25 protein-coding genes and 1 pseudogene are annotated in these 26,011 nt (G+C 60.2%); 9 read left to right on the forward strand and 17 right to left on the reverse strand.

The window, feature by feature from the left end; all coding sequences use genetic code 11:
• Positions 1 to 93: 93 nt before the first annotated feature.
• Positions 94 to 2,019 (reverse strand): penicillin-binding protein 2, encoded by a 1,926-nt coding sequence (gene mrdA, locus H7A77_RS11085; protein ID WP_033650441.1) that lies wholly within the window; start codon positions 2,017 to 2,019, stop codon positions 94 to 96.
• 295 nt (positions 2,020 to 2,314) lie between these two features.
• Between mrdA and H7A77_RS11090 the strand changes: the two genes are divergently transcribed.
• A complete protein-coding gene (locus H7A77_RS11090; RefSeq protein ID WP_046898399.1) occupies positions 2,315 to 2,596 on the forward strand; it encodes a YjcB family protein in 282 nt (93 codons plus the stop codon).
• A gap of 37 nt (positions 2,597 to 2,633) precedes the next feature.
• Here H7A77_RS11090 and H7A77_RS11095 read toward each other — a convergent pair whose 3' ends face one another.
• Positions 2,634 to 3,089, reverse strand: a complete 456-nt coding sequence (locus H7A77_RS11095) for a MarR family winged helix-turn-helix transcriptional regulator (RefSeq protein ID WP_223524949.1) — start codon at positions 3,087 to 3,089, stop codon at positions 2,634 to 2,636.
• A 255-nt stretch (positions 3,090 to 3,344) separates the two neighbouring features.
• On the opposite strand from H7A77_RS11095, the gene H7A77_RS11100 reads away from it, so the two are divergent.
• Positions 3,345 to 4,544, forward strand: coding sequence for a multidrug efflux MFS transporter (locus tag H7A77_RS11100; RefSeq protein ID WP_033650443.1), 1,200 nt, complete (start codon positions 3,345 to 3,347; stop codon positions 4,542 to 4,544).
• A 172-nt stretch (positions 4,545 to 4,716) separates the two neighbouring features.
• On the opposite strand, the gene H7A77_RS11105 is transcribed toward H7A77_RS11100, so the two are convergent.
• The 4 genes from H7A77_RS11105 to H7A77_RS11120 form a co-directional block, all read right to left on the reverse strand.
• A complete protein-coding gene (locus tag H7A77_RS11105) occupies positions 4,717 to 5,208 on the reverse strand; it encodes a nuclear transport factor 2 family protein (RefSeq protein ID WP_033643018.1) in 492 nt (163 codons plus the stop codon).
• 9 nt (positions 5,209 to 5,217) lie between these two features.
• Positions 5,218 to 5,670: a MoaF N-terminal domain-containing protein gene (locus tag H7A77_RS11110; protein WP_099783007.1), complete on the reverse strand. Its 453-nt coding sequence runs from the start codon at positions 5,668 to 5,670 to the stop codon at positions 5,218 to 5,220.
• 311 nt (positions 5,671 to 5,981) lie between these two features.
• Positions 5,982 to 6,416 carry a glyoxalase/bleomycin resistance/dioxygenase family protein gene (locus tag H7A77_RS11115; protein ID WP_047026144.1) on the reverse strand — a complete coding sequence of 145 codons (435 nt, stop codon included), beginning with the start codon at positions 6,414 to 6,416 and terminating at the stop codon, positions 5,982 to 5,984.
• Positions 6,417 to 6,434: 18 nt separating this feature from the next.
• Positions 6,435 to 7,304, reverse strand: coding sequence for a helix-turn-helix domain-containing protein (locus tag H7A77_RS11120; protein ID WP_033643016.1), 870 nt, complete (start codon positions 7,302 to 7,304; stop codon positions 6,435 to 6,437).
• A 178-nt stretch (positions 7,305 to 7,482) separates the two neighbouring features.
• Between H7A77_RS11120 and H7A77_RS11125 the strand changes: the two genes are divergently transcribed.
• Positions 7,483 to 8,400 carry a DMT family transporter gene (locus H7A77_RS11125; RefSeq protein ID WP_182074183.1) on the forward strand — a complete coding sequence of 306 codons (918 nt, stop codon included), beginning with the start codon at positions 7,483 to 7,485 and terminating at the stop codon, positions 8,398 to 8,400.
• 54 nt (positions 8,401 to 8,454) lie between these two features.
• On the forward strand, positions 8,455 to 9,351 hold the full coding sequence (locus H7A77_RS11130; RefSeq protein ID WP_182074184.1) for a PhzF family phenazine biosynthesis protein: 897 nt from the start codon (positions 8,455 to 8,457) through the stop codon (positions 9,349 to 9,351).
• A 134-nt stretch (positions 9,352 to 9,485) separates the two neighbouring features.
• Here H7A77_RS11130 and H7A77_RS11135 read toward each other — a convergent pair whose 3' ends face one another.
• The 5 genes from H7A77_RS11135 to H7A77_RS11155 form a co-directional block, all read right to left on the reverse strand.
• Positions 9,486 to 9,938, reverse strand: a complete 453-nt coding sequence (locus H7A77_RS11135) for a hypothetical protein (protein WP_182074185.1) — start codon at positions 9,936 to 9,938, stop codon at positions 9,486 to 9,488.
• A gap of 28 nt (positions 9,939 to 9,966) precedes the next feature.
• Complete coding sequence (locus H7A77_RS11140; RefSeq protein WP_182074186.1) at positions 9,967 to 10,299, reverse strand: hypothetical protein; 333 nt, start codon at positions 10,297 to 10,299, stop codon at positions 9,967 to 9,969.
• Between the two features lie 378 nt (positions 10,300 to 10,677).
• Entirely contained in the window at positions 10,678 to 11,112 is a 435-nt protein-coding gene (locus tag H7A77_RS11145; protein ID WP_072056078.1) for a hypothetical protein, read from the reverse strand.
• A gap of 3 nt (positions 11,113 to 11,115) precedes the next feature.
• Positions 11,116 to 15,342 carry an RHS repeat-associated core domain-containing protein gene (locus H7A77_RS11150; RefSeq protein ID WP_255443864.1) on the reverse strand — a complete coding sequence of 1,409 codons (4,227 nt, stop codon included), beginning with the start codon at positions 15,340 to 15,342 and terminating at the stop codon, positions 11,116 to 11,118.
• Between the two features lie 31 nt (positions 15,343 to 15,373).
• A complete protein-coding gene (locus H7A77_RS11155) occupies positions 15,374 to 15,805 on the reverse strand; it encodes a DcrB-related protein (RefSeq protein ID WP_033643010.1) in 432 nt (143 codons plus the stop codon).
• Positions 15,806 to 16,037: 232 nt separating this feature from the next.
• On the opposite strand from H7A77_RS11155, the gene H7A77_RS11160 reads away from it, so the two are divergent.
• Together H7A77_RS11160 and H7A77_RS11165 are read left to right on the forward strand one after the other, a co-directional pair.
• Positions 16,038 to 17,042 carry an alpha/beta fold hydrolase gene (locus H7A77_RS11160; RefSeq protein ID WP_033650452.1) on the forward strand — a complete coding sequence of 335 codons (1,005 nt, stop codon included), beginning with the start codon at positions 16,038 to 16,040 and terminating at the stop codon, positions 17,040 to 17,042.
• A 69-nt stretch (positions 17,043 to 17,111) separates the two neighbouring features.
• A complete protein-coding gene (locus tag H7A77_RS11165) occupies positions 17,112 to 17,762 on the forward strand; it encodes a dihydrofolate reductase family protein (protein ID WP_042784450.1) in 651 nt (216 codons plus the stop codon).
• Between the two features lie 41 nt (positions 17,763 to 17,803).
• Here the strand turns inward: H7A77_RS11165 and H7A77_RS11170 are convergent, their stop codons facing one another.
• Positions 17,804 to 19,420, reverse strand: coding sequence for a serralysin family metalloprotease (locus H7A77_RS11170; protein WP_042784449.1), 1,617 nt, complete (start codon positions 19,418 to 19,420; stop codon positions 17,804 to 17,806).
• Between the two features lie 411 nt (positions 19,421 to 19,831).
• Here H7A77_RS11170 and H7A77_RS11175 point away from each other — a divergent pair, with 411 nt between their 5' ends.
• Entirely contained in the window at positions 19,832 to 20,185 is a 354-nt protein-coding gene (locus H7A77_RS11175; RefSeq protein WP_123061673.1) for an AprI/Inh family metalloprotease inhibitor, read from the forward strand.
• Between the two features lie 4 nt (positions 20,186 to 20,189).
• Here H7A77_RS11175 and H7A77_RS11180 read toward each other — a convergent pair whose 3' ends face one another.
• Together H7A77_RS11180 and H7A77_RS11185 are read right to left on the reverse strand one after the other, a co-directional pair.
• A complete protein-coding gene (locus H7A77_RS11180; protein WP_046688471.1) occupies positions 20,190 to 20,711 on the reverse strand; it encodes a chromate transporter in 522 nt (173 codons plus the stop codon).
• Positions 20,708 to 21,274 (reverse strand): chromate transporter, encoded by a 567-nt coding sequence (locus H7A77_RS11185; protein ID WP_042785697.1) that lies wholly within the window; start codon positions 21,272 to 21,274, stop codon positions 20,708 to 20,710. The genes H7A77_RS11180 and H7A77_RS11185 overlap by 4 nt, the downstream gene beginning before the upstream one ends.
• A 103-nt stretch (positions 21,275 to 21,377) precedes the next feature.
• Between H7A77_RS11185 and H7A77_RS11190 the strand changes: the two genes are divergently transcribed.
• Positions 21,378 to 22,289, forward strand: a complete 912-nt coding sequence (locus H7A77_RS11190) for a LysR family transcriptional regulator (protein ID WP_047575884.1) — start codon at positions 21,378 to 21,380, stop codon at positions 22,287 to 22,289.
• A gap of 290 nt (positions 22,290 to 22,579) precedes the next feature.
• Complete coding sequence (locus H7A77_RS11195) at positions 22,580 to 23,749, forward strand: cupin domain-containing protein (protein WP_182074187.1); 1,170 nt, start codon at positions 22,580 to 22,582, stop codon at positions 23,747 to 23,749.
• A 36-nt stretch (positions 23,750 to 23,785) separates the two neighbouring features.
• Here the strand turns inward: H7A77_RS11195 and H7A77_RS11200 are convergent, their stop codons facing one another.
• The 3 genes and pseudogenes from H7A77_RS11200 to H7A77_RS11210 form a co-directional block, all read right to left on the reverse strand.
• Positions 23,786 to 25,090 carry a c-type cytochrome gene (locus H7A77_RS11200; protein ID WP_042784443.1) on the reverse strand — a complete coding sequence of 435 codons (1,305 nt, stop codon included), beginning with the start codon at positions 25,088 to 25,090 and terminating at the stop codon, positions 23,786 to 23,788.
• An 11-nt stretch (positions 25,091 to 25,101) separates the two neighbouring features.
• Entirely contained in the window at positions 25,102 to 25,560 is a 459-nt protein-coding gene (locus H7A77_RS11205; protein WP_033650458.1) for a (2Fe-2S)-binding protein, read from the reverse strand.
• Positions 25,560 to 25,844 (reverse strand): annotated as a pseudogene (locus H7A77_RS11210) (aldehyde oxidase); the annotation flags it as partial. The pseudogene H7A77_RS11210 and the gene H7A77_RS11205, both read right to left, overlap by 1 nt.
• Positions 25,845 to 26,011: the final 167 nt, after the last annotated feature.

Genomic DNA, 26,011 nt, shown 5'->3' on the forward strand with positions numbered 1-26,011 from the left:
TGCGTTTTTATTCGGTTTATCGTGTTATTTCAGTCTACCTTGCCGGAAATGGTCAGGAGATTGCAGTTTGTAAGAAAGTAAAAACAAACCGCATCACCGTTGCACATCCGCACTGTCGTTTAACTGCGGTTTAGTTTGCGCCGCGTCGCCGGGCTGCGGCGCGTTGGCCGGATCGAAAATGTGGTCGAGGATCGCGCGCGCGGTCGGCCCCGCCACCACGCCGTCGCCGCCGCCGTTTTCCAGGATCAGCGCCATCGCCACCCGGGGGTTTTTGTAGGGGGCGAACAGCGTATAAAAGATATGATCGCGCAGCCGCACCGGAATCATTTTGGCGTTGTAAGTCTGGTTTTGCTTCAGGCTGAACACCTGCGAGGTGCCGGATTTAGCGGCAATCTGGTACGGCGCGGTATGGAACAGCTTGTATCCGGTGCCGTTCGGCAGGTTGGCCATGCCATACATGCCGTTGCGCACAATGCCCCAGTAAGGCGAACGGGGATCGCCAATCTGCAGCGCTTGCGTCGGCGGCTGATAACGCGTGACCCGGTTGCCCTGCTGCAGCGAATACAGCAGGTGCGGCGTTTTCACCTTACCGTTGTTGATCAGCGTAGTCAGCGCTTTCACCATCTGAATAGGCGTCGCCACCCAATATCCCTGGCCGATGCCGACCGATACCGTATCCCCCTGATACCAGACTTTTTTGTGCACCCTCAGCTTCCAGTCGCGGCTTGGCAGCACGCCGCGGTACTCTTCGTTCAGATCGATGCCGGTCGACTGGCCGTAACCAAACTGGCTCAGCCAATGGTGAATGCGATCGATGCCCATCTCATACGCCACCTGATAAAAGAAGGTATCGGCGGACTCTTCTATCGCTTTGGTGACGTTGAGCATGCCGTGACCGGTTTTCAGCCAGTCGCGATAGCGCCGCTCGGTGCCGGGCAGCGTCCAGGTCGGCGCGCCGAAAAAGGTGGTGGTGGGCGTGATCACCCCGGCAAACAGCGCCGAAACCGCCATGTAGGGCTTCACCGTCGACGCCGGCGGGTACAGCCCCTGGGTGACGCGGTTGATGAGCGGCAGATCCGGGTTGCGGAGCAGCGCCTTATAGGCCTGATAGCCGATGCCTTTGACGAAGGGATTGGGATCGTAACTGGGGCTGGAGACCATCGCCAGAATGCCGCCGTCGCGCGGATCTTCCACCACCACCGCGGCGCGTTGCCCCTTCAGCACCGATTCGATGTACTGCTGCAGCGGCAGATCCAGCGTCAGGTAGATGTTTTTGCCGGCCTGCGGCGGCTGCTCCTTCAGCAAGCGGATCACCCGCCCGTGGTTATCCACCTCCACCTCCTGATAGCCGGTGGTGCCGTGCAGCTCGGACTCGTAATAGGCCTCGATGCCCTGTTTGCCGATGTTGCGATCGGCGGCATAGTTCTCGCTCAACCCGGCCTTGTCCAGGCGCTTGAGATCGCTGTCGTTGATCTTCGACACGTAACCCAGCACGTGCGCCAGCTGCGCGCCGTAAGGATATTCGCGCTGCTGATAGGTATCGATAGTCACCCCGTCGAAACGGTATTGATTGACGGCGAAACGCGCCACCTCGGTGTCGTTCAGCCCCGCTTTTAGCGTTATCGGCTTGTAGCGGCTGTTGTGGTGCATGTCGTCGCGAAACGCGCTGATATCTTCCGGCGTCAGATCGACGATCGGCGTCAACGCCTGCAGCAGCGCCGCCATATCGGTGATTTTGCTGGGCGTGATCTCGATACGATACAGTGTCACGTTTCGTACCAGCGGAATGCCGTTGCGATCGAAGATCAGCCCGCGGCTCGGGGCGATCGGCAACATCTTGATGTCATTCTGGTTGGAGCGCGTCTGGTAAAAGCCGTGCTGGCGAATTTGTAGCCGGTAGAGGTTGACGACCAGCGCGCCGAAACAGACCACCACCAGCGCCAGCGCCACGGCCGCCCGGCGGATAAACAGCATCTCTTCCGCGGAGTGGTCGCGAATTTTTTCTTTTAACAGGGCCATGCGGAGCCGATACCTTTTGCGTCACATTTCCCCGCAAAATCAGGGAACTGAAAAGCCGGCAAGCATAGCGTTATCGGGCGCGACGCCCCATGAAAAGGTTGCTAATGAAATGGCATAACTGTTTCAGCATATTGGAATGTTACCGGCGGCGTTTTTTCACCGCGCGCCCCATTGAGCCGCCGTTCCTCTCAATGCTACAATGTGATCCATATCACACTATTACCGTTATTCTCCTCCGCATTTTCCTGTCGGCGCCCTGCCGGATGCGGCTTTTTGTTACATAGGATCGAGTTCGATGAGTACCATTGCCACCGGTTTAATCATGATGCGCTGGGAGTTGCTGAGCGCCGTGATGATGTTCTTCGCCAGCCAGTTAAACGTCGTTTGCCGTAAAACCAGCCGCAATGGCATGGCGTTCATGTTCAGCAGCCTGGGCCTGTTTACCGCCTGCTGGTTCGTGATGGGCCTGATGGGCATTCACTTCACCCTCGAAGCCTTCGCCCAATTCTGGTCATCGGCCTGGGATCGCTACGTGGACGTGGTCAGCACCATGCCGGTCGATTGGCCGATGCCGTAATCTCGCCGCTGGGGGGCAACTCAGGCCGCCCCTGCAATCAGTCCGCTTCCGCAGACGGCGCCGCCGCCAGCCGCGCCATCAGCGCCCCCGCTTCGAGCAACAGCGCCTGCTCCCGCTCGGACAGACAGCTTTCCATCGCCGCCAGCAACCACGCCTCGCGTCGGGCGCGGCTTTGCTGCAGCAAACCCAGCCCGGCGGACGTCAGCCGCACCCGCACCCGGCGTTTGTCTTCGGCATCCGGCGTGCGCACCAGCAGCCCATCGGCTTCCAGCTCGCGCAACGCGGCCGCCAGGTTTGAGGAGCGCATACGCTCCGACTCCGCCAGCAACGACGGCGTCGCCTCGCCGCCATGGCGATCGATAGCCCCCAACAGCATCAGCTGGGCCCAGGATTTTTCGTCGCTGCGCGACTCGCGCCGCATGCGGCGCACCAGCGACATTAACTGCGTGCGCAGCAGCGTCACGTCTTCAGGATGATCTTTTTTCATTGGCATCAGTCGATAACGTCCAGTTTGTCCCTACTTTCACATCGCCGGATCGCGCCGTCAATGGCGCCCCGTTCGGCCACCGCGCGCTTCTGGCTTAACCCATTTATCTATGATAATATAGCTATTAATATATAGCAAAAAGACACTGCAGCCGGCAGGGTTACGTTTGCTCACGCATTTGCCCCCTCGCCGACTAATTTGCAGTGTTATTATTATTTTGCTTAACAAATCCCTCCTCATTCAACGTGGTACGATAAGCCGATGGAAGCGTGGAAAGTCAATCTGATCTCGGTCTGGCTCGGGTGTTTCTTCACCGGGCTGGCGATGAGCCAAATCCTCCCTTTTCTGCCGCTGTACGTCGAACAACTTGGCGTCAGCGATCATCAATCCCTCAGCCTGTGGTCCGGGCTGGTATTCAGCGGCACCTTTTTGGTCTCGGCGGTGGTGTCGCCGCTGTGGGGCAGCCTGGCCGACCGTAAGGGCCGTAAGCTGATGCTGCTGCGCGCTTCGCTGGGCATGGCGATCGTCATTGCGCTGCAGGGGCTGGCTACCAACGTGTGGCAGCTGTTCGCGCTGCGCGCCCTGATGGGGCTGACGTCCGGCTATATTCCCAACGCCATGGCGCTGGTCGCCTCGCAGGCGCCGCGCGATAAAAGCGGCTGGGCGCTGGGCACACTCTCGACCGGGCAGATCTCCGGCGTGATCGCCGGGCCGCTGCTGGGCGGGTTGATGGCCGACCATCTGGGGCTGCGGGTGGTGTTTTTCGTCACTTCCGGGCTGATGTTCGTCAGTTTCCTGGTGACGCTGTTCCTGATTAAAGAGCGGCGCATCACGGTGAAAAAAGCGGATCAGCTGAGCGGCAAGGCGGTATTCCGGTCGCTGCCCTATCCGGCGCTGATCGTCACCCTGTTCGTTTGCACCCTGATGATCCAGCTGGCCAACTCCTCCATCAGCCCGATCCTGACGCTGTTCATTCGCGAACTGTCGGGCAACGTCAGCAATATCGCCTTCGTCAGCGGCATGATCGCCGCCGTGCCCGGCATCGCGGCGCTGATCTCCGCGCCGCGCCTCGGGCGGCTCGGCGATCGCATCGGCACCGCGCGCATTCTGATCGCCGCGCTGCTGTTCACCACCGGCCTGTTCGCCGTGATGGCCTGGGTGAATACGCCGCTGCAGCTGGGCATTCTGCGCTTTCTGCTGGGCTTCGCCGATGGCGCGCTGATGCCGGCGGTGCAGGCGCTGCTGCTGAAGTATTCCTCCGATCAGGTGACCGGGCGCATCTTCGGCTATAACCAGTCATTTATGTATCTGGGCAACGTGGTCGGCCCGCTGCTGGGTTCGGGCATTTCGGCGATGATGGGGTTCCGTTGGGTGTTCGCCGTGACGGCAGTATTGGTGCTGTTCAATGCGCTGCAGCTGCGCCATCAGTTCAAAAAAGTGCAGCCTAAACGCGCGGGATAGCGGGGAATGCGAGGGAAGCGCCTCAAGCAGTGGCGGGACAATGACGCCCATCAACCGTGCCGCCACTGCCAAAGGCGGCCGTAGCCTACTCGACGCGATGAACGTTTGGTATTTATGTAAGTAAATAAAGTGTTGCAGGCGCGTAGAGGGCCGCCGCAGCGGCCCTTTTGCATCAGAACATGGTGTTGTCGTTGGCCGATTTTTCCGGCACATCCTGATTGACGTCCCAATGCTCGGTGATTTTCCCCTGATCGTTCACCCGATAAATATCCACGCTGGCAGTGCCGCGATCCTGCGGGTTATTTTGATATTTGACGTGAACGTAGACCAGATCGCCGTTGACCGCGCTGCGGTATATTTTAGCGCTGTACTGCGGGTTGTCTTTGAAGGTCTGGCTGAAGAAATCGAGGAACGGCTTGATGCCGTCGCCGACGAACGGGTTATGCTGCTTGTAGTTTTCCACAATCAGCTTCCGCGCCACGCCGATGTCATGGCGGTTGAAGAAGCCCGCGTACAGATCTTCCACCACCTTCAGCTTTTGCTGAGCATGATGATAACCGCCCTTGCCGGCCGATTTGTAAGACGCCGCCTGATCCGTTGACAGCGCCGGGTAACTCGCCAGCAGGCCGCCGACGATCGCACAGGTGATCAATGCCTTTTTCATAACTGCTCCTTAGTTTCCTGAGTGACCTACAATTTTCAGCTGCCCTTTCAGATGGGTGAAGCTGCCGTCCTTGGCGGCGATGTTGGTGTACACCTCGCCGCGCTCGAAGTCCTCGATATGCGTCACGTTGTCGCCGGACTGCGGCTCATGCCAGTAGACCATGTAGACCTTCGGCCGAATTTCCACCGCGGTGTACTGCACGGTATCGGTGATGCCCTGCGACGCCTCGCCGATGCCGGTGAAGGTCATGGTCTTGTCATCGGTAAAATCCAGCTTGAAGGCGAAATCGCCAAAGGTCACCTGCACCACTTTACCAACCGCAATAAACTGCCCGTGTTTTTCCGTCATCGTCGCCGCCTTACTGTTTGTCAGGGAGGTTTGCGCCGCCGTAGCGGCAGGCAATGCCAGGGGGAAAGTCAGGGCTATCGCCAGCGCGATACCCGTTCGCTTCACTGTTTTCATCGTTCCTTCTCCTTTCCGTGGTTGAAAACGAGAATCATTATTATTTCTTAACGGTTAGCGGAAATATAAGAATAATCTCTATTCCCATCAGGCACCTGACGACGCCAAAAGAGGGTGAAAAATCGCCGTGAAATGGCGTGGCAATAGCGCGTTCTGACCCTTGGTTTTTACGCAATGAACGGGATTACTGTTTTCAGGATGAGGGATAGCTCGGGGATTCGGTAGGTCTATAGCGCAGATAGCTTTAAGCTAATGCGAATTTGTTCTTAAGCCGCCCGCCGCAGGGAGAACGGCGGCGGGCGGCGCGGCGTTTAACGCAGCCAGGGCGTATAGGTGACGCCAACCAGCAATCCTTCTGGGCTGAGCAACCGGGTAACGCTTTGCCCCCACGGCTCTTCACGGTTGGCGACCAGCAGCCGATAACCGCGATCGATTAGCCCTTGGGTGGCTATCGCCATGTCGGCCACGTCAAATTCGATCCACGCCTGCGGCGCCGCGAGATCCGCCGGCCAGCGCTCGTCGCCAAAACAGGACTGCGCCGCCTGCGCCAGCGGCCACAGGGCGAAGTGTTTCACCCCGTCCAGCGCGCCCTGCTCGGCCAGCAGATAGCTCTCGTTGCCCGGCATCGGCTTGAGCGGCAACCCCAGCGCCTCGACATAAAACGCCTTGCTCGCGTCGCTCTCACGCGTGATCGGCCCGAATCCGGCGACGAACAACACGCCCAGGCCCGCAAATTGTTGATCCATGCTTGCACTCCCTTCCGGTTAGCGCCCCTGCCGCACCTGCAGCGGAGCAAATCCATAGGCCGCCTTGAAGCGGTTGCTGAAATGGCTGGCGGAGCTGAAGCCGCACGCCAGCGCGATCTCGGTGATCGGCTGTTGGCTATGCCGCAACAGCTGTTCCGCCCGTTGCAGCCGCGCGCGCATCACGAACTGGTGCGGCGCCAGGCCGGTGGCATGCTTGAACATGCGGGCGAAGTGGTACTCGCTCAATCCGGCCTGCGCCGCCAGATCGGCCAGCAGCAGCGGCCGATCGAGATGGCTTGCGATATATTCCCGCACCCGCCTGGCTACCGCGGGGGCCAGGCCGCCGCGCGCCTGCGGCAGCGTCCACTGCAGCTGGCTGTAGCGTTGGATCAGGTGCGACATCAGCAGGTTCGACGCGCTGCTGAGCGCCAGCAGATTGGCGCTGTCCCGCCAGTCGCAGTTAAGCAAAAACTGGCGATACAGCAGCGTAATTTGCGGATCTTCGCCAAAGCTGCGCGGCTCTACGTTGATCGCCGCCGGGCTGCGATCCCAGGTTTGCTCCGCCAGCCGGCGCAAATGCCCGTCGGTGCAATACAGATGCACGAACGACAGATCGCTGCGCACATCCCAGGTAGATGCATACTGGCGCGGCATGATGCAGAACCGATCCGGCCCGCCGCCGTTGCGCCAGCCGCCCGGCACCTGCTGGTAACACTCATAGCCGTCGGCGACGTACAGGCTCAGGGTATGGTGGTCGGCGCTCTCCTGCGTGACGCGATCGTTGCAGTTGGACCAGGCGGCCAGCTCCACGCCAGTGCCCAGCAGCACGCGGCCGTGCAACCGCGCTTTATGCTCACGCAGTGTTTCAAACGCCTGATAGTTGGACATCGTCGGCCCCGTTGTTCGACATGCCGACAGTGTAAAGAGTGGCGCCTCGGCATGCCAGCGGCCGCCCCGCGCTTTTGGCAAAAAAAGCGCAAGAATATGCAACTGGGCGCAAGGCGCTGCAAGCGCGGCCGCACGCCAAAGCGGATACTGCGCCATCGGTTTTTTCGGAGTGAATAGAATGAATGCGCTGTTGTACCTCGCCGTGGTGCTGATTTGGGGCACCACCTGGATTGCGATCACCCTGCAACAGGAAGGCCCGGTGGCCATTCCTGTCTCGATCGCTTACCGCTTCGCCATTTCCGCCGCGGTGATGTTCGTCGTCTTGGTGTTGCTGCGGCGTCTGCGCCGCATCGCCCCCCGCGATCATCTGTTCTGCGTGCTACAGGGCTGCTGCGTGTTCGGTTTCAACTTCTTCTGCTTTTACCACGCGGCGGCTTATATCAGCAGCGGGCTGGAATCGGTGATCTTCTCGATGGCGGTGCTGTTCAATGCCCTCAACAGCCTGCTGTTTTTCCGCCAGCGCCCCAGCCCCAACCTGCTACCGGCGGCGCTGCTGGGGTTGACCGGCATCGTGGCGCTGTTCTGGCAAGACCTGGCCGCCACCCGCATGGCGCCGGAGCTGCTCAAAGGCATCGGTCTGAGCGCGCTCGGCACCTACGGCTTCTCGCTGGGCAATATGATCAGCGCGCGTCATCAGCGCCGCGGGCTGGATATCTTTTCCACCAACACCTACGCCATGACCTACGGCGCGATGCTGATGGCGCTGATCGCCTTAGCGCAGGGCACATCGTTCCAGATCGAATTCAGCAGCCGCTATATCGGCTCCCTGCTGTACCTGACTGTCTTCGGATCGGTGATCGCCTTCGCCGCCTACTTCAGCCTGCTCGGCCGCATCGGCGCCGGCGCGGCGGCTTACAGCACCCTGCTGTTCCCGCTGGTGGCGCTGACCATCTCGACGATCTACGAAGGCTACCAGTGGCACTTCAACGCCGTGCTGGGGCTGTGCCTGATTCTGCTGGGCAACCTGGTGATGTTCGCCAAGCCGGGGCTGAGGTGGCGACGGGCAGGTATGCCAAAACAAAATTCAACCCTTTGAAGCCATTGGCGAATATCGTTATCATCAGGTTTTGTTGATAACGGATGATGGCCAATGCTCAGAAGCGATGATGTGACACCCCGCGCCTACAAACAGGTGGACGTTTTCACCGCCACGCCGCTGCTCGGCAATCCCGTGGCGGTGGTGCTGGAAGCCGAAGGGCTGAACGACGCGCAGATGCTGGCATTGGCCCGTTGGACCAACCTTTCGGAAACCACCTTTGTGCTTAAACCGACGCACCCGGCGGCGGATTATAAGGTGCGCATCTTCACTACCGAAAAGGAGCTGCCCTTCGCCGGCCACCCGACGCTGGGCACCGCCCACGCCCTGCTGGAAGCCGGATTGGCGCCTAAACGCCCCGGAACGGTGATGCAGGAATGCGGCGTCGGCCTGGTGGCGATCAACATCCTGCCGGAAGGCGCATTGGCGTTCGCCGCGCCCGAAGTCAGTTTTCGCGCGATGGCGGTTGAGGAAACAGAACGGCTGATGGCCGCTTTACAGCCGGCGGTGATTGAAGCCGATACCCTGCCGGTTATTGTCGACATGGGCATCCGCTGGCTGATGATGCGCCTGCCGGATGCGCAATCTTGCCTGGCGGTGATGCCGGATCAGACCATGATCGAACGGTTGCAAACCGCCTGTGATGTGGATGGCGTAGTGATTTATGGCGCCTGTTCTGCGGCCGAACCGGCAGATTACGAAATGCGCGCATTTATGGTGGAATGCGGCGCCTTGATCGAAGATCCGGTAACGGGCAGCGCCAACGCCTGCCTGGCGCGCTTGCTGAAGGCCAACCGCTTCCCCGACGGCGACCGAACCGCGCAGGGCTACCTGGTGCGCCAGGGCACCCAACTGAAGCGAGATGGCCGCGTGAGCGTGCGCTTTATTGACGGCGAGCCCTGGATCGGCGGGCAGTGCTGCACCCTGATTAACGGCACATTGGGTATTTAGTTTGGGGGGGTAACAGGTTGGAGGGAGTGGTTTTATCTGCCTATTCGGCTTCCCCTAATGAGGCTCAGTAATTCTCTCTCGCTGAAAGGAGTTCAGCTAGCGGAGGTTAATTTTAAAGAGTTTTTTTGTTGAAATTATTGCATTAATAATACCAACTGATTAGCTCCATCAAAGGATAAAATATTATCACAATTCAATTTAATGTCATTATTTTCAAAATCACAGCTAAATATGTAGTTCCAACCAGGAACACCCCAATATGCAGTATCAATGTTACTCAACCCAAAGCTAGTTTCACAGATCACACAAGGGTTAACCTTTCCATACCAAAACAATACGTGTGAACACTTTTCAAATGTACTGCCTTTCAACCACTCATTCATTCTAACATATTGATTTTCATCGTCGTTATCCAGTACCTCCTGCGCACTTATCAATCTGTTATTTAATTTTGAAAAATCCAGATGCCCAGCTATCCAAGGTAGAGCGGATAATTTATCAAATAGTGCCATAGATAGAGAAAGGTTAATCGTAGCATAATGCTGGGAAACCCACTCATTAATTATATTTTCATCAATAAATTTCATAAAGTATTTTCTCAAATAGATTTAAACATCATTCGTCAACGGGCTTCTCCCAATAAATCATTTTCTCCATTTCCCTTTCTATATCATCCATATTATCCATCCCTAATTCATGACTAAACCGTTCAGAAATAACCCCTCTTACTTTTGATAAGCGGCCGGTAACATTATTTTTATCAATAAACTGCGTAGTTTCCTCACAATATGCATTTCTCACCTTCTGACTTACTTCCCCACTTGCATCGGTATAATAATGCCGTGCAATGTTCCGCAATGATATCAAAATAAACTCTATCTCAGATAATATATCTATCGCTTCATGGCCAGATAGAACTATTCTCTCATTCTCTTTATTTAGTTTCATTTGTAAAATCACCCATATTAAAAAACAGACTCTTCCATTGTTCAAGGCATCCCTCAAACTCATCTATACTCGAAACAATCATAGACTCCTCGGTGTACTCATTAAAAATCTCCACACCATTAGGTTTAATAGTTTATAGTATGAGAGTTTCCCGTTCCCTCCCAAAATGGCAGATTTCCAGATCTTACAAGTTTACAAGCCTCAATAAACTCATTGACACCACAAAAACCTCTTTGGATATCATCCTTTATAAAGTCAGTTAGTATCCTATAGTCACTATTAGATTCTATAGACGGATAAGCGTCATCACAGATAAAAAACCTCATGACAATCCTCCATGCTCTTTATTTCCTCATTCAATTCCTGTACACTCAGCAATCAAACTATCACCATTTCCTCAGGTTTTAGCACATTGACCTTCAGTCGGAATCCAGCACTTGAATCTATAGCAACCGTTGAATCATGTAATATGGTTGCAGAAACGAAGGGGTTGGAGTTTTCCGAGTAAACAACCCAAACTAGTTTTTCTTCGCGATCCAAATAAGCGATAAAACCTTCTGAACCATAGCTCCCTTCCCCTAAACATAAGTATCCACCACAACTCAAATTAATTTTTTTTATTACATCAATAGTAGTAATCTCATCTTTATTTTTTTCATAGAACTCAAAAAAATCGAAACATCCCGATTTAGATACTTTAGGCGTGGGGTAGGATATGATATCGATCAACTCAGCTCTACCATCTGAAAAATACAGAGCATTTTTAATCGGTAATTCACCAGCTTCCCACAGTTCAGTAATTACATTCTTCATTTTTTATGGACACCTCTTAGGTCGGCTATTGAGCCCTTTATCCGGAACCACACCGCCAGCTTTAACATTTCTGCGGTCTTTGAAACGCTCTTGGAATTTTTGCTGCCATGTTTTTCCTGTCGTAGATGAAGGATGAACAGCATTAGGGTCAACTCGTTGAACAGCAACTTTTTCTACACCTGCTTCCAAAGCAGCATCTAACCTTCTATTATCATATGTGACTAATTGGCCATCAACCTCTAATACATTTAGAGGAGAACGCCCCCAATCCCATTCTCCTTTTTTCATGATCTCGGCATAATCATTTGCAGATATTGTTCTCTGTGAGAAATTGATATCTGATGGATTAACCCATTCAATACTCAACCCAAACGGATCCACCCACATCAGCGGGTTCGGCGCATACTGATACAGGTTCAACCCGCCGCGCAACCCTATCGGATCCTGCGTGGTGAAACGCCCCACCTCGGGTTCGTAGTAGCGGAACAGGTTGTAGTGCAGGCCGCTTTCGTCATCCTGGTATTGCCCGGCGTAGCGCAGCGGCTGCTGATATTGCGCGCCCTGCCGCTTCGCCGCGCCGGCCACCGTCTGGCCCTGCAGCTTGCCGAAGGTGTCGTATTGCCCGGACCAGCACAGGTTGCCCGCCGCGTCGGTCACTTCCAGCGGCGCGCTGTTCAGATCGGTGTGATACCAGTAAATATCCGCCGAGCGGCTGTCGCCCGCCTGCTCCAGCGCCGCCAGCGGGCTCCACGGGCTGGCCGGATCGTAGCTCCAGCTGCGGCGGCTGCCGTCGTCGCGCTGCTCCTGCAGCAACCGGTAGCCCTGCCACAGGAAACGGGTCGTCTGTTCGGTTTTGCCCTTGTAGCGCACCGCCTTGCGGCTGCGGCGGCCCAGCGCGTCGTAATGATACTGCGCCTCGAATTCGCCCTGCGGGCCGCGGCCGTGCGCCCGCACCAGCCGGTTGTCGGCGTCGTAGCGGTAGTGCTGTTCGTACAGGCCGTTGCGCCGGCTGATCAGGTTGCCCCAGGCGTCGTAACGGTAAAACAGTTTTTGCCAGTGCGTCAGGCGGTTGTCGGCAATCGGCGCCAGCGGCAGGTGCGCGTCGATGTCGTTCTGCGGGCTGCGCTCGCCCAGCAGGTTATCCGCCAGATCGTACACCAGCCGCGCGCCCGGTTTGCCCTGATTGGGTTCGCGGTGTTGCAGCAGGCGGCCTTCGGCGTCGTAACCGTAGTGCACTTCGCCGCGCAGCGCGTCGCTCACTCCGGCCAACTCGCCGCGGCCGGTGTAGCGATAAGCGCGCCACAGCACGCCGTCTTCCGGCCGGGTCAGTTTGTCGTGGCCGAAGGCGCTGCTTTGCCAGCTGCGGCGCCCCATGGCGTCGTAACGCCGTTGCTGCTGCAGCGCGCCCTGGCTGCGGCCGGTTTCCCGGTGCAGGCGATCGCGAGTGAATTCGCTCACCACCTGCTGGTTGAATTTAATGGCGCTGGCGTGGCCGGAGCCGTAATACAGCCACTGCAGGCGATCGCCCTGCGGCAGCGTCAGCGCCTGCAGGTTGGCCAGCGCATCCCATTGGTATTGCAGCTCGCCATTCACGCCCTGCTCGCCAAGCAGCCGCCCGGCGGCGTCATAGCGCATCTGCACGCTGTCCGGCTCGATGCCCAGCGCCGCGCCGCTCGCCGTCGGCAGGCGGTTCAGCTCGCGCAGCCGCCCCATGGCGTCGAAACGGTAATGCCATTCCGCGCTGGCGTTGCCGCGCCAGACCAGCTGCCCGGCCTCGTCGAAGCGGAAGCGCTGTTCGCGCTGTGTCAGCTCACCCGCGCTGCCCGGCAGGCCGACCTCGCGGTGCTCCTCCAACAGCCCGGCCGCGCCGTAGCGATAATAGTGGCGGGTGTCGTCCGGGCGCTCTTCGGCCAGCACTCGGCCCACCGCATCGTAGCTGAAGCGGTAGTCGCCGCCGTTGCCGTTCTCCAGCCGCGTCAGCCAGCCCTGCGGGCTGTAGTGATAGCGCCGGGTGCGGTTGATGCGATCGGTGATGCTGACCGGCAGCCCCAGGGCGTTGTACTGCCAGCGGGTCAGGCTGCCCAGCGCGTCCTGATGTTCGGCCAGTTGGCCGTGCGCGTTCCAGTTAAAGCGCTCTTTGCCGCCATCCGGGTGGATCAGGGTGTGCAGGCGGCCGCCGTTATCCCACCGGTAGCGCGTCTGGTGGCCTTCGGCATCGGTCTGCGCCGTCAGCTGCCCCAGCGCATCGTAGGTATAAGCCGTGACGCTGCCGGAACAGTCGGTGTAGCGCGTCAGCTGGCCGCGGGCGTCCCACTCCAGCTTCACTTCCCCGCCCAGCGCGTCGATCACACTAGCCGGCAGGCTCTCTTCGTCATCCGGATAGCGGTACAGCGTGGCATTGCCCAGCGCATCGACATAGCGCGTCGGGCGCCCCAGCGTGTCCCAGTGCTGCGCTTCGCTGCTGCCGTCCGGGTATGCGACGGCGAACAGCCGGCCGCTGTTGCGCGAATATTGATAGCGCGTCACGCGACCGAGCGGATCGGTCTCCGACAGCAGGCGGCCGTAAGGATCCCATTCGCTCCGGCGCTGCGCGCCGCCGGGCAGCAGCACGCTGCACAGTTCGCCGCGTTGGTAGATAAAGCCGTAGCGGCGCTGGTCGAAATCGGTGTACTGCGCCACGTTGTCGTCGTCATCCAGCCGCCACTCCGCCCGTTTGCCGTCGCCGCGCACCGCGCTGCGGCGCCCGCCGGCGAAGTCATAGCCGAACTCAAGGGATTCTCCGGCGCTGTTGCGATAGGCCGTCACGCGCGGCACGCCGTCGATCTCTTGCCATTGGTATTCGTTCAGCAGCCCGGCGGCGTCCTGGTGGCTGATCATCAGGCCGTCGCGCCAGCCAAAGCGGCGCGTTACCTCACCGGCGCGGTTGCTCACCGTCGTCAGTTGGCCCTGCTCATCGTAACCGTAGCGCGCCAGCGTCCGTTCGCCTTCGGCGGTTTGCAGCGCCACTTCGCGCAGGCGGCCCTGCGCATAGCGGCACATCAGGCGCTGCCCGGCGCTGTCCACCAGTTCGCTCAGCAGCCCCTCGTCGTCGTAAAACAGCGAGGTGGCGTTGCCGATGGCGTCGGTGATCATGCTGAGCCGGCTCGGCTGCTCGCCCGCCAGCGGCGGGTAGTGGAAAATCTGTTCGCCGACGTCAAACAGCTGCCAGCTGCCGTCGTCGTTGTGCATCAGCCAGCATTTTTCGGCTTCGCAATAGGTTTTGTGGCCGCGCGGCACCCTGGGGAAAGCGACGAAGTCGCCGGAAGGCGCGCGCCACACCAGGCCGTCCTGATACGGCTGCAGGCTGCTCTCCCAGAACAGGTTCCAGCCGCGGCCCAGCACGCCGTCGCCGGGGTTACCGCTGCGCCAATAGCGCTGCCAGGCGACCGGCAGGCGCGATGGCAGCACGAAATCGAGATCGTCTTCGCCGTCGAGGAATTTCTGGCCGCTGACGATATCCACCGGCCGGGCGATAATGCCGACCGCGGCGGTCGCGGTCATCAGGGTGCCGGCTCGGCAGGCGATGCGCGCCAGTTTGTTGATGCCGGGCAGTTTGCCCAGCAGTTTGCCGAGCGCCCCCAGCTTGCCGGCGGCGCCGCCCACGCCGCCCACCAGGCCGGCGAACAGCAGCGTCAGATCGGAGACCTTATACAGCCAATCCGGCACTTCGGGCTTGATCGGCAAGGTGGTGACGGTGCCGCCGCCGATAAACACGTTGGGCGAACCTTCCATCACCTGCGCGTCGCAGTTGGTTTTGTCCCCCACGCGCGAGGCGGGCTGGCCGTTGATGCTGACCTTGTCGGAGCCCTGCGCCATCTGCATGCTCGGGCCGTCGTCGCTGCAGGCCACCTGGCTGTTGGTGGCGAGCGCGGCGGGTTTGCCGTTGATGAAGACGTTGGGGGAGCCGGTGACGATAGTGCCTTTGGGGGTCAGGCTACCGGCACCGGCGTCGGCAATGCCGTCGCGCGCCGCGGTGGCCGCCTCCCCGGTGAGATACCCCACCGCCAGGCTGGCGCCGATAAGCAGCACGCCGACGCCGATACAGGAAGCCGCCAGGCCGGCGACGAACAGCGCCCCCGCCGCCAATGCGCCTGCGGCGGCGATCAGGCCGCCGACAAGGGTGCCGGCAATCATGCCGGCCAGGGCATGGGAGTGCCCGATGGTATCGCCGACGCGGGCCGCTTCGGTCATCGTAAGTTCCTTTTACGCAAAGAGTTCATCGTTAGGCCGCCCGGTAGCTGTTCAGCACTTGCTGCAGCAGCGCGTCGTCTTGCGGCGTCAGCTTGCGCGCCATCGCCAGGGTGAACACCAGCACCCGGCCTTCCGCCAGCGCGAACACCGCCTGGTTCTGCCAGATGCGTTTGCCGTCGCGCAGGTAGCTGGCGCGTACCCACTCACCGGCGGCCAGCCCATCGCCCAGCGACGCCGGCTCGCGGCTTTTGAACGCCCAGCCTTTCAGCCCCTGCGCCAGCGCATCAAGCTGGCGAGTGACGTAGCTTTCCAGATTCTCCGCCGGCTGCAGCGCATCGCGGGAAATATTGACTGAGGGGGAAACATCGTCGCCGGCCAACAGCACGTTGACGGTGCGATCGGCATAGCCTTCCGGCAAAGCGACGCTGCCTTCGCTGAAAGCGCAGCGGGATAAAGCGGACATGCGAGGATCCTTTTGCATAAATAATGCTTAAGCATCGCATAACTTAGCCTTGAAATAAAACCATCAGATACTGCGAATGTTGCACGGCGTGACCCCGTTCACTGTGAAAAAGACCGTTGTCGGAATCTTGCCGGGAATCAAACCTTAATATTACAGAATTATCTGAAACCACTGGCGCGCCAGCGCGCCGATTGTGGCTATACTCGGCTATCGCCCTTTTCAGGAGATCAGGATGCTGAGATTAACCCGCCGCGCGCTGTTGTGCGCCACGTTGGCCGCGTTCACCGCCGGCGCTGCCGAAACGCCGAAATTCGGCCCGGAGCTGCAGGGCTTTCACTACCCCTACCCGTTGCAACAATTCAGCTTCACCTCGCAGGGGCAGCCGTTAAAAATGGGCTATATGGACGTGCCGCCGGAAGGCGCCGCCAACGGCCGCACCGCGCTGCTGCTACACGGTAAAAACTTCTGCGCCGCCACCTGGCAGGACACCATCAAGGCGCTGAGCAAGGCCGGTTACCGCGTCATCGCGCCCGATCAAATCGGCTTTTGCTCCTCCACCAAGCCGGCGCATTACCAGTACAGCTTCCAACAGCTGGCGCAAAATACCCACGGCCTGCTGCAGAATCTGAACATCAGCAAGGCCATCGTCATCGGCCACTCCACCGGCGGCATGCTGGCCACGCGCTATAGCCTGATGTATCCGCAGGCGGTGGAACGGCTGGTGATGGTCAACCCGATCGGCCTTGAGGACTGGAAGGCGAAAGGCGTACCGTGGCGCAGCGTCGATCGGTGGTTCGAGCGCGAGCTGAACACCACCGCCGAGGGCATCCGCAACTATGAGCAGCGCACCTACTACGGCGGCCGCTGGAAGCCGGAGTACGATCGCTGGGTGGATATGCTGGCCGGGCTGAACAACGGGCCGGGCCACCGCCTGGTGGCGTGGAACTCGGCGCTGATCTACGACATGATCTTCACCCAGCCGGTGTATTACGAGTTCAAGGATCTGCAAACGCCCACCACGCTGATGATCGGCACCGCCGACACCACTGCCATCGGCAGCGATATCGCCCCGCCGGCGGTCAAGGCCAAGATCGGGCACTACGCGGTGCTGGGCAAGCAGGCGGCGAAACTGATCCCGCACGCCACGCTGATCGAATTCGCCGGGCTGGGCCATGCGCCGCAAATGGAGGAGCCGGCGCGCTTCCATCAGGCGTTGCTCAAGGCGCTGCAACCCTGAGCGGCCGGTTGGCGCAGCCGGCGCGCGGCGGCTAAACTTTCAGCTGGCACTCAATTGCAGGAGACAGCCATGCGACAGATTATTGCCAGCGCGTTCGTCAGCCTCGACGGCGTGATGCAGGCGCCCGGCGGGCAGGACGAAGACCGCAGCGGCGGCTTTCGCTTCGGCGGTTGGACCGCCCCCTACTGGGATGACGCCGTCGCGGAAACGATGGGCGAACTTTTCTCTGCGCCTTTCGATCTGCTGCTCGGGCGGCGCACCTACGATATCTTCGCCGGCTACTGGCCGCATATCACCGACGAGGCCGACCCGTTTTCCGCCGATATCGCCCGCACGTTCAATCAGGCGGCCAAGTACGTCGCCACCCACCACGGCGAGACGCTGACGTGGGAGAACAGCCAGTGGCTGGGGCAAGACATCCTCGCCCGGCTGCGCGAGCTGAAGCGCACCCAGGGGCCGGTGCTGCTGGTGCAGGGCAGCAGCACGCTGATGCAACAGCTGCTGGCCAACGATCTGGTGGATGAACTGCGCTTGCTCACCTACCCGGTGCTGCTCGGCGGCGGCAAGCGGCTGTTCGATGACAACGCGGCGCCGGCGGCCTTCACGCTGACCCACTCGGTGGTCTCGCCCGGCGGCGTCATTGTGGCTCACTACCGCCGCGCCGGCGCGGTGAAAACCGGCTCTTTCGTGGCGGAAAGCGCCGCGGCGGCCCAGTCGTAAAAAAAGGGCCGGTCGGCCCTTTTCTCTTCCCCTTCCTCACCTCAGGCAAACAAAATATCGCTCTGCTCCACCTGCCCGACCACGTGGATCTTGAAGTCGGCGGCATAGCTGTTGCTCTGGGTGTTCATCAACAGATCGGTGGTGCCGTTGAAGGCGTCGAAGTTGAGCTGGATCTCGCCTTTCTGGCCGCTGAAGGCGCTGCCGCTGTCGATAAAGCGCAGCTCGCTCAGGCTGTTGTTGAAGCGCAGGCCGGAGAGATCGATCTTGTCGATGCCGTGCTCGAAGTCTTCAATCACGTCGAACGCCGCCACCGTCGACTCTTTGGCGTTGAGATAGACGAAATAGTCGGTGAAGTTGTTGGCGTCTTTGCCGCCCCACAGATGGTCCGCCCCCCGCCCGCCGTACAGGATGTCGGAACCGGCGTTGCCCGCCAGCAGGTTGTCCTGATCGTTGCCGATGAGCAGATCGCGCCCGCTGCCGCCGATGGCGTTCTCGATGATCGCCCCGCGCGCGATGGCGACGTTCTGCGTGCCGCCGCCGACGCTGGAGAACGCGCCGTCGTTCAGGTTGATCATCTGCTGCTGGCTGTAGCCGGAGAAGTCCAGCGTGTCGTTGCCGCCGGCGTCCCACACCGCGAAGTTGACCGGTTTGCCGTTGTCCGCCGTGGCGGTCAGGAAATCACGGCCGGTGTTGGAGTTGAAGCCGTACACCGTGTCGCCGGTGCGGGTGTTCATGTTGGCGCCGTACAGCTTCTGGATCGCGGCGATGTCATCCACCATCGGCCCATAGCCATACACCCCTTTGGTGTCGGCACCGGTGTAACCGGCGTTGAAATAGCTCATGATCGAGTATTGCAGCGAATCCTGATAATAAGCCGCGTCATTCTGGTAACTCGGGTTGCCTAACGATGCGTCATAAGATCCCGGATGCGCCAGCCCCAGGGCATGCCCCAGTTCGTGGGTGAAGGTCTGGCTGCTGAAGTCGCCGCTCACCGGCGCCTTATGGGTGGCGAAATTTTTGTTGAACCACACCGTGCCCGCAAAGGCGTTATCGCTGCCCGATTTGGAACTCGGCGGGTAATAGGCGTAAGCGTTGATGGCATTCGGGCCGCTGCCGGCGGCGGTGCTGCCGTCGGCGCGCTGCGTGAAGTAGGCGAAGGTGATATCCGCGCGGTGGTTGATATCGGTGGACGCCGCCTCGGTGAAGGTTACGTTCGCCACGTCGGCCCACGCCTGCATCGATTTCAGCGCCTGAGCCTGCGCCGCCTGGGTCAACGGCTGCAGCCCCTTGTCGCCGTCACCGGTCTGGCCGATGCGGTTCAGCGCGCTTTGCGTCAGGAAGGAATAGGTCAGCGCGACCGGCTGGTGATACACCTGGTCGCCGTTGTGCGTCAGGCCCGGCCGCGTCAACTGATCGGCGGCGCGATCGAAGCTGAAGTTATCGCGGATTTTACCCAAATTATTAATCGCCGCCCCGCCGCGCTGGTTACTGTACAGGTTAGCGTTGTCCAGCGTGAACAGCGCGCCGTAGCCCAATCCGTCATAGGGGCTGCCGGGCTGGTGATAGTAAAACTGATAGTTATGATCGTTGGGGGATGTGGCGGCCAGGCTGGTGAACTCATCGTCATCTTGCAAAATGTCGTTGTGGCGACTGCTCATTGCATTCTCCTTTTACACACTAGGAATCCACTCGATTTGTAAGACTATTCATCAGTCGTTCTTATCTAAGCCGAGGCTTAGGATTGACCAGTATAGTGACTCACTCCGGCGGCGCGAGCCCGCCCAGCCTGGCTTCACCGCGCCGGGCGTTAAGAAGGAGATAACCATAACAATTTGTATTCTCACTATATTAATGAGAAAAATAAGCGCAATAACAGGTTAATCACTCGTCTTTTTGCGCGTTTTAGCGACGGTTAGATCAGAATAATCGAGGATTAAAAAACCTAATCCTTGCCTCATCATCCCGCCGGGAACATGCTAAGGTGTGAACGGACAGCCGAAAGGAGTGACCCGATGCCAACCCATTTCCTTATGCGCGCCTTGCGCCGCGCCAGCCTGACAGGAGTCGTTATGAGCGTATTGTGCAGCAGTGCCCTGGGCAGTTCACTGCCGTTGCTGGAACCCGCCGCGCTGAAGGGCGACTGGCAGCTCGCCGCCATCGGCGACGGTAAAGCCGTCTGCGAGGTGCAGCTGAGCGATGAAGCGGTAGCCAACACCAACGCTTTCCGCTTCAGCGCCTCCGCCGAGTGCCTGCAGCCGCTGGCGCTGCAAACGTTGCCGGTCGCCTGGCGGCCGACGCCGGACGGCATGACGCTGACCGACGCCGAAGGGAGCATGGTGGCGTTTCTGGCCCTGACCGCGCCGAAGCGCTATGAACTGATCGACCGCAACGGCCCTTCACGCTTTGTGCTGATCCCGCGCTAATCCTTCAGGCAAACAGCAGGCCGAGCAACGCGCCGCCCGCCAGCACCCACAGCGGATGGAGGCGCTTGCTCATGCTCAATCCCGTCGCCAGCGCCACGATCGCCGCCAGCCGCCAATTGGGCGCGGAAGCCTCGGCGATCAAAAGGCCGCTGGCCACCACCAGCCCCACGGTCAGCGGCACCAGCCCGGCCTGCACGATGCGGCGCCACGGACGATCCTTAAAGCGCCGCCAGGCGCCCATCACCAATAGCGTAACGATGGAAGACGGCCCGAACTTGGCGATCGAAGACACCAGCAGCCCCGCCCAGCCGGCCACGTGCCAACCGACCAGCGGCACGATCATCATGTTCGGCCCCGGCGCGGCCTGCGCCATGGCGAACAGCGCGCTGAACTCCTGGGCGCTCATCCACTGATGCACCTCTACCACCTGCCGCTGCATCTCCGGCAGAATGGTCATGCCGCCGCCGAACGCCAATAAAGAGAGCTCGGTGAAGATCAGCGCCAACGCCATCAACACCCCGCTCATGACGGCCACCGCCACATCAGCAGAATGCTCAGCGGCGCCAGCACCAGCATGGTCGGCAACAGCGGCAGGCGCAGCCAGGCAATGGCGATCAGCGCCAACGCGACGATCGCCAGCGCCGGCCATTTGCCGCGCAGCGGCAGCAGCATCTTGATCCCGGTCGAGAGCAGCAGCCCGGCGGCGGCGGCGGCCAGCCCGGCGAACACATGCTGCACATGGGGATCGTTTTGGAAGCGGGCGTACACCACGCCCAGCCCCACCACGATCGCCGTCGGCGCGCTGATGAGGCCCAGCAAGGCGCACAGCGCGCCGCGCAGCCCGCGAAATTCCATCCCCACCGCCACCGACAGGTTGATCACATTGCCGCCGGGCAAAAACTGGCACAGGCCGAGCAGCTCGGTGAACTGTTCCGCGTTCAGCCAGCGCCGGCGTTCCACCAACATGCTGCGCGCCATCGGCAGTACGCCGCCGAAGCCGATCAGCCCCAGCCACAGAAAGCCCAAAAACAGCGCCGCGTTGCCCGGCGCTGCCGCCGGGTGCGGTTTTAACGTATTGATATCTGACATGACATTGCCGTTCCACATCGCTTGTTTTAATGTCTGGTATCATGCGCGCCGCCGTGCCATGATGTCTAATGCATTCCGGAACAAAGAAAGATACCTTTGAGGTATGGCTATGATTGAACTGCGTCGCCTGCGGGCGTTCGTCACCGTGGTGGAAGAAGGCAACATCACCCGCGCCGCCGAGCGGCTGTTTATCCAGCAGCCGCCGCTGACCCGCCTGTTGCAGGGGTTGGAAGACGAATTGGGCGTGAAGTTGTTACAGCGATTGCCGCGCGGCGTGCGCGTCACCGAAGCGGGCGACGTGCTGTTCGAAGAAGCTCGCGCCCTGCTGGCGCGCGCCGAACGCCTGCGCGAAGCGGTGCAGCGCGCCGCCCGCGGCGAGCAGGGCCACATCGCTATCGGTTTCACCAGTTCCGCCGCGCTGCACCCGTTCGTGCCCAACCTGCTGCGCCGCTACCGCGACATCCTGCCGGGCATCACCACTCAACTGGAAGAAGCCGGCAGCGGCGAACTGATGGAGGCATTGCTGGAACAGCGCCTCGACGCCGCCTTCGTGCGCTCGCCGGCCAACGGCATTCCCGGCCTGAGCGTCGAGCCAGTGCTCAGCGAGCCGATGATCGTCGCCCTGCCGCTGGGCCACCGGCTGGCGCAAGAAACGCAGCAACCGCTGCCGTTGGCCGAACTGGCCCACGAGGCGTTTATTCTCTATCGCCGCCCGGCCGGCCAGGGGCTGTACGACGCCATCCTGGCCGCCTGCCACCGCGCCGGTTTCAGCCCGCGCATCGTGCAGGAAGCGCCGCGCCTGCCGGCCACCCTCAGCCTGGTGGGCGCCGGATTAGGGGTGTCAATCGTGCCCGGTTCCATGCGGCGGCTGGGCGGCGACGGCATCGTCTACCGCACTCTCGCCGCAGAAGCGCAGCTCAGCGCCCCGCTTTACCTGGCGCTGCGCCGCAGCCCGGCTTCGCCGATCGTCGAGCGCTTTCGTCAGTTGGTGCTGGAGACCGTGGGGCAGTCATAAAAAGCCCGAACGGCCAATAAAGAATGACGTTCGTTTATTATTTATTTAAGCCTGTGAGCGGTGAAAATTAATTCCAATCCATGACTATTCAACTTCCGGTTAATTAATTAAACCCGCTCTCACTTAGTAACAAACGCAAACAAATAAGCGCCTATGCAATACATTCCAGCCGCTAGGATTTAAGGGTCACAGCCTATTCCCGCCGATGACAAAAAATCATTTCAATGGCGATCGCGCCTTCCCTGTCGCCTGCTGCTGCAGGCGCACGGTTTTATATTGGAGAAAACGCTATGCTATCACGTCGTGATATATTGAAAGTCTCCGCCGTCAGCGCGGCCGCCGCCGGCATGATCGGCGGCATCGCCAAAAATGCCGCTGCCGACGACCATCGCAATATCGTGCCCCCCAGCAGCTATCAGCCGCCTGCCGATGCGCAGCATCTCTATAAATACAAATTCACCGACAGCAAAAAGCGCAGCCTGCCCAACGGCTGGGCGCGCGAAGCCACCGTCGAGCAATTCCCGATCTCCGAAGGCGTGGCGGGCGTCGACATGACGCTGGAGCCGGGCGGCGTGCGCGAACTGCACTGGCACGCCATCGCCGCCGAATGGGCGTTTATGCTGGAAGGCCATGCGCGCATCACCATCCTCGATCCCGAGGGAAAATGTGAGGTGGCGGACTTCGGCCCCGGCGACGTCTGGTATTTCCCGAAAGGCTATGGCCATTCCATTCAGGCGCTGGCGGACGGCGCGCATTTTATTCTGGCGTTTGATAACGGCCACTTCTCTGAATTCGGCACTTTCAGCATTACCGATTGGGTGGCGCATATGCCGAAAGAGGCATTGGAAAAAAGCGTCGACATGCCGGCGGCGGTATTTTCCAAGGCCAAACAGGGCGAAGCTTATATTGTCAGCGGCGCAGTTCCGCCCGCATTGCCATTGCCGAAAAATGACGGCGGATTAAATAACGCCCCGCTGACCCACCGCTATGAATTAATGAAGCAAAAGCCGTTCTTTGAAAATGACGCTGGCAGCGTCCATTTGGTGTCGTCGAAAGAATTTCCCATTTCCACCACCATGACCGGCATCATCGAGATCGTGAAACCCGGCGCAATCCGGGAATTGCACTGGCACCCCAATGCCAACGAATGGCAATACTATATTGCCGGCAAAGGCCGCATGACGGTGTTCAGTTCGCACGGCCACGCGCAGACGGAAGAGTACGCCCCTTCGGACGTCGGTTACGTGCCGCAGGGCTTCGGCCATTACATCGAGAACATCGGCGATGAGGATTTGAAGGTACTGATCGTGATGGACAACGGCATTTATCAGGATATTTCGTTGTCCGACTGGCTGGCGAAAACCCCGGCCTACCTGCTGGCGGACAACTTCAATAATCAGGTTGAGGACTGGCAGGATAGACCGAAAGACAAACGGGTGATGTCGCGCCGCAGCCGCTGACGCCGCGGCGAGGGAGAATCTCCCTCGCCGCTTTCTTTACTGCTTGCGCTGCTCTGCCACCTGTTTGGCGGTGACCTTGCCCTGCTTGTCGCCGAAATGGCCAACCACAAAGTTGGCGACCGCCGCCACTTCCTCGTCGGAATACGCGCTGCCGAACGCCGGCATCATCTCATGCCGCTCGCCGACGCTGATGCTTGTCCCCTTCAGGATGGCCTGCACCACGCTGCGACCCTGCGGATCGTTCACCGCCGTGCTGCCGACCAGCGACGCGTACTCGCTCTGGCGGCCCGGCCCGTTCCACTGGTGGCAGCCGCTGCAGTCGTTGGCGAAGACCCGGCGCCCGAGCGAGCTGTCTTGCCCGCCCGGCAGGATCGGCGTGGAAGCCCCCGCGCCCTTCGGCTGCAGGTTCACCGCCGCGGCGTCGTCCCCGGCGATCGGCTCGATATCGCGCAGGTATTTCACCAGCGCCAGATTATCTTCCGGCGTCAGGAACTGCAGGCTGTTCTCCACCGCTTCCGCCATCGGGCCGGCGGCGCTGCTGCGCCCCGGCGCATGACCGGTGGCCAGATATTGCGACAGCTGCTGGTCGCTCCAGCCGCCGATGCCGGTCTGTTTGTCCGGCGTGATGTTGGCGGCGAACCAGCCCTGCACCACTTCACCGCTCAGGTGCTTGCTCTGGTTAAGGCCGAACCCCAGATTGCGCGGCGTATGGCACTCACCGCAGTGGCCGAGCGCCGTCGCCAGATAGGCGCCGCGATTCCACTGTTCATCCTTGTTGAGATCCGGCGCGAAGCGCTGCTCCTGGAAGAACGCCAGGTTCCAGAATTTCATGCCCCAACGCTGATTGAACGGGAACGACAGATCGTTTTGCGGGTTGGCCTGTTTCACCGGCGGCAGGCTGAACAGATAATCCTTAATCGCCAGCACGTCGTCGCGGCTCAGCCCGGTGTACGAGGTGTACGGCATCGCCGGGTACAGGTTGCCCTGCGGGCCGATGCCCTCACGCACCGCGCGCACGAACTGATCGTCGCTCCAGTTGCCGATGCCGGTCTCCTTGTCGGCGGTGATGTTGGTGCCGTAAATGGTGCCGAACGGCAGTTTAAAGGCGAAGCCACCCGCATAAGGCGCGCCGCCCGGCGCGGTATGGCACGCCACACAGTCGGCGGCGCGCGCCAGGTACTCGCCGCGCGCCAGTTTATCGGTCATGCCGGCCGGCGCCCCGGCGATCGGCGCCGCAGGCTCCGCGCCGGCAGGCCGCAGCAGGGTATACAGCGCGTATCCTCCCGCCAACACCACCACGGCGATAATCAGCCATAACAGCCCTTTCAAGGCGTTGCTCATCGCATCTCTCCCTAACCCAACGCCTTGGCGGCCTGGTGGATGGCGGCGCGAATGCGCACGTAGGTGGCGCAGCGGCAGACGTTGCCGCCCATCGCCGCGTCAATGTCCGCATCGCTCGGGTTTTTGCTCTGGGCCAGCAGCGCGCTGGCGCTCATGATCTGGCCGGACTGGCAGTAACCGCACTGCACCACGTCCAGGTTGAGCCAGGCTTCCTGCACCGCCTTGCCTTCCGGCGTGGCGCCGACGGCTTCGATGGTGGTGATTTTCTTGCCGGCGGCGGCGGAGACCGGCGTCATGCACGAACGCACCGGCACGCCGTCCAGATGCACGGTGCAAGCGCCGCACATGGCGATGCCGCAGCCGAACTTGGTGCCGGTCAGGCCGGCTTCGTCACGCAGAAACCACAGCAGCGGCATGTGCGGATCGCCCTCAAAGGTCAGCGGCTGCTCGTTTACGGTTAAATGAATCATCAGGTTCTCTCCTTGTCAGACGCCGGATTCGCAGTGGGATTATGCAGCGGCAGGCTCAGCGAGGCGCGCGGCCGCCCGAGCAGCGCCAGCGCGTTGCCGACCGCCGGAGCGATGGTCGGCACCCCCAGTTCGCCCACGCCGGTCGGTTTCTCGGTCGAGGGCACGATGATCACCTCAACCTCCGGCATCTCATTGATGCGCAGCGGGCGGAAATTATTGAAGTTGGACTGTTCGACCACGCCGTCTTTCAGCGTGATATTGCCGTACAGCGCCAGGTTCAGGCCGGGGTCGGAAGAGCGTCGTGTAGGGAAAGAGGGTAGGCTATAGTGTAGATCACGGGGGTGGCAGTATGAGTAAAAAAAACAGAGAGACGCAGAGATCAGAGAAGGAGGATAAGAAGAGACAAAAAGGAAGAGATAAGGTACGATACAACAGAATGGATACAGAATGT

This window comes from Serratia sp. ME47 (assembly GCF_903970925.1).
GTDB lineage: Bacteria > Pseudomonadota > Gammaproteobacteria > Enterobacterales > Enterobacteriaceae > Serratia > Serratia ureilytica.